The sequence below is a fragment of the Streptosporangium sp. NPDC049046 genome, assembly GCF_040649155.1.
Taxonomy (GTDB): domain Bacteria; phylum Actinomycetota; class Actinomycetes; order Streptosporangiales; family Streptosporangiaceae; genus Streptosporangium.
The window spans coordinates 1-6,486 of the sequence record NZ_JBEZEZ010000073.1; the positions used below are offsets into that span (position 1 = coordinate 1).

Annotated in this window: 4 protein-coding genes; 2 read left to right on the forward strand and 2 right to left on the reverse strand. The window is 66.5% G+C overall.

What is annotated here, in order from left to right; genetic code table 11:
- A partial coding sequence (locus tag AB0B96_RS40635; protein WP_362907627.1) for a hypothetical protein occupies positions 1 to 421 on the reverse strand: 421 nt, incomplete at its 3' end.
- 311 nt (positions 422 to 732) lie between these two features.
- On the opposite strand from AB0B96_RS40635, the gene AB0B96_RS40640 reads away from it, so the two are divergent.
- Positions 733 to 4,422: a DUF4082 domain-containing protein gene (locus tag AB0B96_RS40640; RefSeq protein ID WP_362907629.1), complete on the forward strand. Its 3,690-nt coding sequence runs from the start codon at positions 733 to 735 to the stop codon at positions 4,420 to 4,422.
- A gap of 2 nt (positions 4,423 to 4,424) precedes the next feature.
- Here the strand turns inward: AB0B96_RS40640 and AB0B96_RS40645 are convergent, their stop codons facing one another.
- Positions 4,425 to 5,750 carry a hypothetical protein gene (locus AB0B96_RS40645; RefSeq protein WP_362907631.1) on the reverse strand — a complete coding sequence of 442 codons (1,326 nt, stop codon included), beginning with the start codon at positions 5,748 to 5,750 and terminating at the stop codon, positions 4,425 to 4,427.
- A 345-nt stretch (positions 5,751 to 6,095) separates the two neighbouring features.
- Between AB0B96_RS40645 and AB0B96_RS40650 the strand changes: the two genes are divergently transcribed.
- Positions 6,096 to 6,486: hypothetical protein (locus AB0B96_RS40650; protein ID WP_362907633.1), on the forward strand; the 391-nt coding region annotated here is incomplete at its 3' end.

Here is a 6,486-nt window from a genome sequence, read left to right on the forward strand (position 1 = left end):
GGGGCAGGCCGGCGGCGCGGGCGGGGATGTAGGTGAGGGTTTCCAGGGCGTATCCCAGGGCGGTGCCCAGGGCGAGTTCTTCGGGCAGGGTGCGTCGGCCGGGGTAGGTGGCGCGGATGATCAGGGTGCCGGGCAGGGCGAGGGCGAGGGTGAGGTAGGCGCCGAAGCGGGCCAGGTCGGTGGCCGAGACGCCGTACAGCAGGAGTGTGGCGCAGGTCAGGGCGGCGGTGCAGGTGGCGGGCAGGATGCGGCGCAGAGTGGGCCGCAGAGTGGGCCGCAGAGTGGGCCGCAGGGTGCGGCGCAGGGTGCGCAGGTGGCGGGGCGGGGACGGGCGTCGCCGGGCGGGCGCGGGGGCCTGGGGTGCCTGGGGGGTTTGCAGGGGAGCGGGGCTCGGTACGGGGGCGGGCGACGTCGTGTCCATGAGCGCAAGCATGCTGACGTGAGCGTCCCGGGCGATCTCGGACTCAGGCTACCGGGTATTTCCTTGCCAGTCCTTTATACGTGACGCGAAGGCAGCCGACCTGATTACTCCACACCACGACCACGTTGGGATTGATTTACGGTTTAGATGATCTTTTGGTGCCATATTAGATCGTTCTTCTGCGTTGTAGGTAAATCGCCGTTATTTGAGGTTGATTCTTGTCGAGGGTTGGATGTGATTGCCTTTCTTTCTACTTATGACCCTGGCCGGGGCGGAAAGTCGGCCAAGGGGGTGCTTGCGGGAGGTCGCACATGGCAGGCGGTACGGACAATGCGAGGAAGGTCGGGTTCGGGCGGCGGTCGCCGTTCACCTTCGGGATCGGTCTTCTCACCCTGTTCGGTCTGCTGGGTGCGAGCTGGGCACCTGAGCCAGGCACCGTCACCCCGCGGAAGTGGGCGACCGTGGGAAATGTCGTACCGCTCGAACCGGATGCCGCCCCTGGCCCGGCGACCGGACACCCACCCGGGCGGCCCGCTCCGAGCACCGCCGCGGGAGCGGGGCGGGCGCCGGCCGACGGACGCCAGGCCGTGGAGGTCAAGGCGGCGCCGCCGGAAGGCGGCCGGGCCCGTTCGCTGGAACAGAGGCTCGCCGAGGTCGGTCTGCGCGGGCTTCCCGGGAAAGGCGCGGAGACGCCGGAGAAGAAGGCCACGGACGCGAGACCTCGCAGCCGGGCTCGCCGCGCGGCCTGCCCGCCGACCTCCGTCATCTGCCTGGAGAACAGCCTGCCGGGAAACCCGCCAAGCGAATGGGACATACCCGGAGCAGGCAGCCCCAGCATCCAGGGATACGCGACCCAGATGAGCGTCGACAAAGGGGAGACCGTCCAGTTCAAGGTGAACACTCCGGCGACCGCCTACCACGTGGACGTCTACCGCATCGGCTACTACGGCGGCATGGGCGCACGAAAGATCACAACGCTCACTCCCTCGGTCCCGCTGCCCCAGGCGCAGCCGCCCTGCCTCACGGATCAGGCGACCGCACTGGTCGACTGCGGGAACTGGGCGGTCTCGGCCTCGTGGGCCGTGCCGGCCGACGCCGTCTCGGGGGTCTACATCGCGAACCTGATCCGCGATGACGCGACACCCGGTGCCAGCCAGATGATATTCGTGATCCGGGACGACGAACGCGGGTCGGACCTGCTGCTGCAGACCTCCGACAGCACCTGGCAGGCGTACAACAAGTACGGCGGCAGCAGTCTCTACTCGGCGAGCGTTCCGGCGGGGCGGGCCTACAAGGTCAGTTACAACCGGCCGTTCATCACGCGCGTCGGGAGCTGCTGCGCCGGTTCGGTGGAGAGCTGGTTCTTCAACGCCGAATACCCCATGATCAGATGGATCGAGGCCAACGGCTACGACGTCAGCTACACCAGCAGTATCGACACCGCGATGCGTGGTCAGCAGATTCTCAACCACAGGGTCTTTCTCTCCGTCGGCCATGACGAGTACTGGTCCGACGACATGCGGGACAACGTCACGAACGCCCGGGACAACGGCGTCAACATAACCTTCTTCTCCGGAAACGAGGGGTTCTGGAAGGGGCGCTGGGAGCAGGCACTGAGCGACGGGACCCCCTTCAGGACCTTCGTCTGCTACAAGGAGACGCTGGCGAACGCCAAGATCGACCCGAGCCCACAGTGGACCGGATCGTGGCGTGATCCACGCTTCTCCCCGCCCTCGAACGGCGGCAGGCCGGAGAACGCGCTGAACGGGACGTGGTTCAGGGTCAACGGCGTCTCCAACGACGCGATAACCGTGTCGGCCGACTTCAGCAAGATGCGAATCTGGCGCAACACCTCCGTGGCGAACCTATCTCCCGGGCAGACGGCCGTCTTCCCCACAGGGACGCTCGGCTACGAATGGGATGTGTCGCCCAGCAACGGGTCAGAACCACCGGGCGTGGCCAGGTATTCAAGCACGATCATGAACCTCACCTCCAAATACCTGCTCGACTACGGCAGTACGTACGGTCTCGGCACCGCGAACCACAACCTGACGCTCTATCGGGCCTCCAGCGGTGCGCTCGTCTTCGGCGCAGGGACCATCCAGTGGTCGTGGGGGCTGGACGCCAACCACGATCGAGCGGGTCCTCCCACCGACATCCGGATGCAGCAGGCGACGGTCAACCTCCTCGCCGACATGCACTCCCAGCCCGCCAGCCTCCAGCCGGGGCTGGTACCGGCCACCGCGTCGACGGACACCAGCCCTCCCACGTCGACGATCACGAGCCCGTCGAACGGAGTCACCCTGCCCGAGCTGACGACCGTCGTGATCAAGGGAACGGCGGCCGACACCGGGGGCGGCGTCGTGGCCGGGATCGAGGTCTCGACCGACGGCGGTAACCGGTGGTTCCCGGCGACGGGCCGGGAGAACTGGCAGTACCGCTGGACACCCCAGACCACGGGAACCACGACGATCGCGGTCCGGGCGGTCGACGACATCGGCAACCTCCAGGTGATCCCGACCACGATCACCGTCACCGTCTACACGTCGTGCAACGCCTGCACCATCTGGCCACCCAGTGCGGTGCCCGCCGTCGACTCGGCCAACGACCCCGTTCCGGTCGAGCTCGGGGTGCAGTTCCAGACCACGACAGCGGGCACCATCAGGGGCGTCAGGTTCTACAAGGGCGTGCTCAACACCGGAACGCACACCGGGAACCTCTGGAGCGCGAGCGGGCAACTCCTGGCGAGAGCCACGTTCACCGGCGAGACGGGGAGCGGGTGGCAACAGGTGGACTTCGACACGCCGGTCGCGGTGACCGCCGGAACGACGTATGTCGCCTCGTATCACACGACATCCGGGAACTACTCGACAACGGTTCCCTACTTCACCACGCAGTACACGAACGGCCCGTTCGTGGTGCCGGCCAGCAGCGTGCAGATCGGTAACGGCGTCTACACCTACAGCGCGACGAGCACCTTCCCGACCCGTACCTACCGGGCCAGCAACTACTGGGTCGACGTGCTGTTCGTCCCGGTCAGGAGCCTGTGGGACGATCAGACGGTTCCGAAGGTCCCGTCGCAGAACGACCCCAACGCCGTGACGGTCGGTGTCAAGTTCCAGGCGCTGACCGATGGCAACATCGAGGGCATCCGTTTCTACAAGGGCGCGAAGAACACCGGGACGCATGTCGGGAGTCTGTGGACGAGCGACGGGCAGTTGCTCGCCAACGCGACCTTCACCAACGAGACGGCGAGCGGGTGGCAACAGGTGCGCTTCGACACGCCGGTCGCGGTGACCGCCCACACGACGTACATCGCCTCGTACTTCACGAGTTCGGGGTTCTACTCGCTGACATCCTCGTACTTCACCGCGCCGTACATGAACGGTCCGCTTGTCGCGCTGGGCAACGGCGACGAGGGGGGCAACGGCGTTTACACCTACGGCGCGACGAGCACCTTCCCGACCAGCACCTACCAGGCGAGCAACTACTGGGTCGACGTGCTGTTCGTGCCGTTCACGAGCCTCTGGGAGAAGACGGCGACGCCCGCGGTCACCTCCCAACCCGACAATCAGCCCGTCACCGTCGGCGTCAAGTTCCAGGCGATGACGAGTGGCAGTATCAGGGGCGTCCGTTTCTATAAGGGTGTGAAGAACACCGGGACGCATGTCGGGAGTCTGTGGACGAGTGACGGGAAGCTGCTCGCCAGCGCGACCTTCACCAACGAGACGGCGAGCGGGTGGCAGCAGGTGAACTTCGACACGCCCGTCCCGGTGACGGAGAACACGAATTATGTAGTCTCTTACAACACTTTGTCTGGTTATTATTCGCAGACACGGCCGTATTTCAACGTGCAGTACACGAGCGAACCGCTCATCGCGCCGGCCAGTGGCGCGGTGGGAGGCAACGGTGTCTACACCTACGGCGCGGCGAACCCCTTCCCGGCCAGCACCTACCAGACCAGCAACTACTGGGTCGACGTGGTGTTCGCCGTCGACTAGCCTCACCGCACTCGCGAGATCCCGGCCGGCGCCCTCCCCGCCGTGCCGGACGGGTGGCCGGACGGGGGGTCGGACGGGGGGGCGGACACCGTCGAACCGGCGGTGTCCGGCCTCGTTCCCGCGCCGGAGACGAGCTGCCGCCGCTCCTGGGGGACCCTGGTCCAGGCGACCGCGGACAGCAGGCTCACGACCATGACGATCGGTATCCGCTGCCGGAAGATGAGACCGATGTTGGACATGGTGGTCGTGTACATGATCGTGCACGGTACGGCGAAGAGCAGGAGGATGAGGAGCATCCTGCGGTTCTCACCCCACATTCGCCGGACCCCGACGGCCGCGCACCACAGCAGGTAGTACCACAGCACCGTCTCGGCCTTCGCCAGCTGTAGCACCAGACTGCCGTCCATCCAGGGGAACGGCGAGAGAAGCGTGTACACCAGCTTCGGCAGGAACGCGCTCCACGGATTGCCGCCGTCGTCGAAGACGATTCCCGAACCTCCCGCGGCGTTGGCCTGAAGGACGACCTCCGACTGTCCGTGTTCCAGCTGCTCCTGCATCATGCCAACCGGCGTGCTCTCCGCCATATCCGGAAATATCAGGATGGGTACCACGAGTGTGGCCAGGATGGCCAGCACGCACAACGGGAAAGCGCGCCTGAGGCCCGCCAGGCCGAGAATCAGCGGTATCGCGCACATGAAAACCATGTAGGGGCGCACGTTCCAGAGCGTCCACAGCAGCGGCCCGAGAAGAAGGAGTTTGCGCATGTCGAAACGCTGGACGTTCGAAGCGGCGAGGCCGAGACAGGATATGACGAGAAACGCGTTGAATCCGTCCTTGAACGTGTCGGACGTGTGCAGCATGAATGCCGGCATGAATGCCATCAGGGTCATCAGCCTGAACGCCGCGCGCTCGTCGGCGCCGATGAGCCGCGCGAACCTGTACATGACGGCGCACAGCCCGCAGGCGATGAGCGCCACGAGGGCGGTGCAGGCCAGAGGGGCCGGGCCGCCGCACAGATACATGATCGCGGCGAAGACGTTGCACGGCACCGCCACGGAGTAGAGGCTTTCGATCTGATCAGAGGTGACGAACATGAAGCCCTCGCGCTTCCAGTACGCCACGACCTCCAGTGCCCTGCCCTCGTAGACGAAGTTGTCCCCGCCGTACGCGATCGAGTTGGACCGCATCACGAGGACGTGAACGAGCAGTCGTACGACGAAGGCCAGCATCAGCACCCACAGGGCGCGCCGAGCCACCTGCGCGCCGAGGGCCGTCTGAACGACGAACACCAGCCCCACCACGGCGGCCGCGACGATTATGTACTCCACAGAGAATCACCCGTACGATGTCGTGGCCGGATCGAGATTTCGTATGCCGAAGGCGAGTCGGTTCTCCGGCGCGAGGGCGGAGCGGGGGAGTGGGCATTGCCCGCCGACTTTAATGCCGGGCGTGCCCTTACCGCCGGATATGCCATCGTCGGGCCGCCTAAATTCCCGCAAAGAAATACGGGCTCCGGAACAGCCGCCTGCCTGCTCATTTCATCGTCCGGCGCGGCGGAGGGCCGGATAATCCGGTCGGCTGCCTTCGCCTCCCACATAAAGGACTGGCAAGGAAATACCCGGTAGCCTGAGTCCGAGATCGCCCGGGACGCTCACGTCAGCATGCTTGCGCTCATGGACACGACGTCGCCCGCTCCCGCCCCCCTGCCGAGCCCCGCCGCCCCGCGGGCACCCCAGGCCCCCGCGCCCGCCCGGCGACGCCCGTCCCCGCCCCGCGCCCCCCGCCACCTACGCACCCTGCGCCGCACTCTGCGCCGCACCCTGCCCGCCACCTGCACAGCCGCCCTGACCTACGCCACACTCCTGCTCTACGGCGTCTCGGCCACCGACCTGGCCCTGTTCACCGCCTACCTCACCCTCGCCCTCACCCTGCCCGGCACACTGATCATCCGCGCCACCCACCCCGGCAAACGCACCCTGCCCGAAGAACTCGCCCTGGGCACCGCCCTGGGATACGCCCTGGAAACCCTCACCTACATCCCCGCCCGCGCCGCCGGCCTGCCCC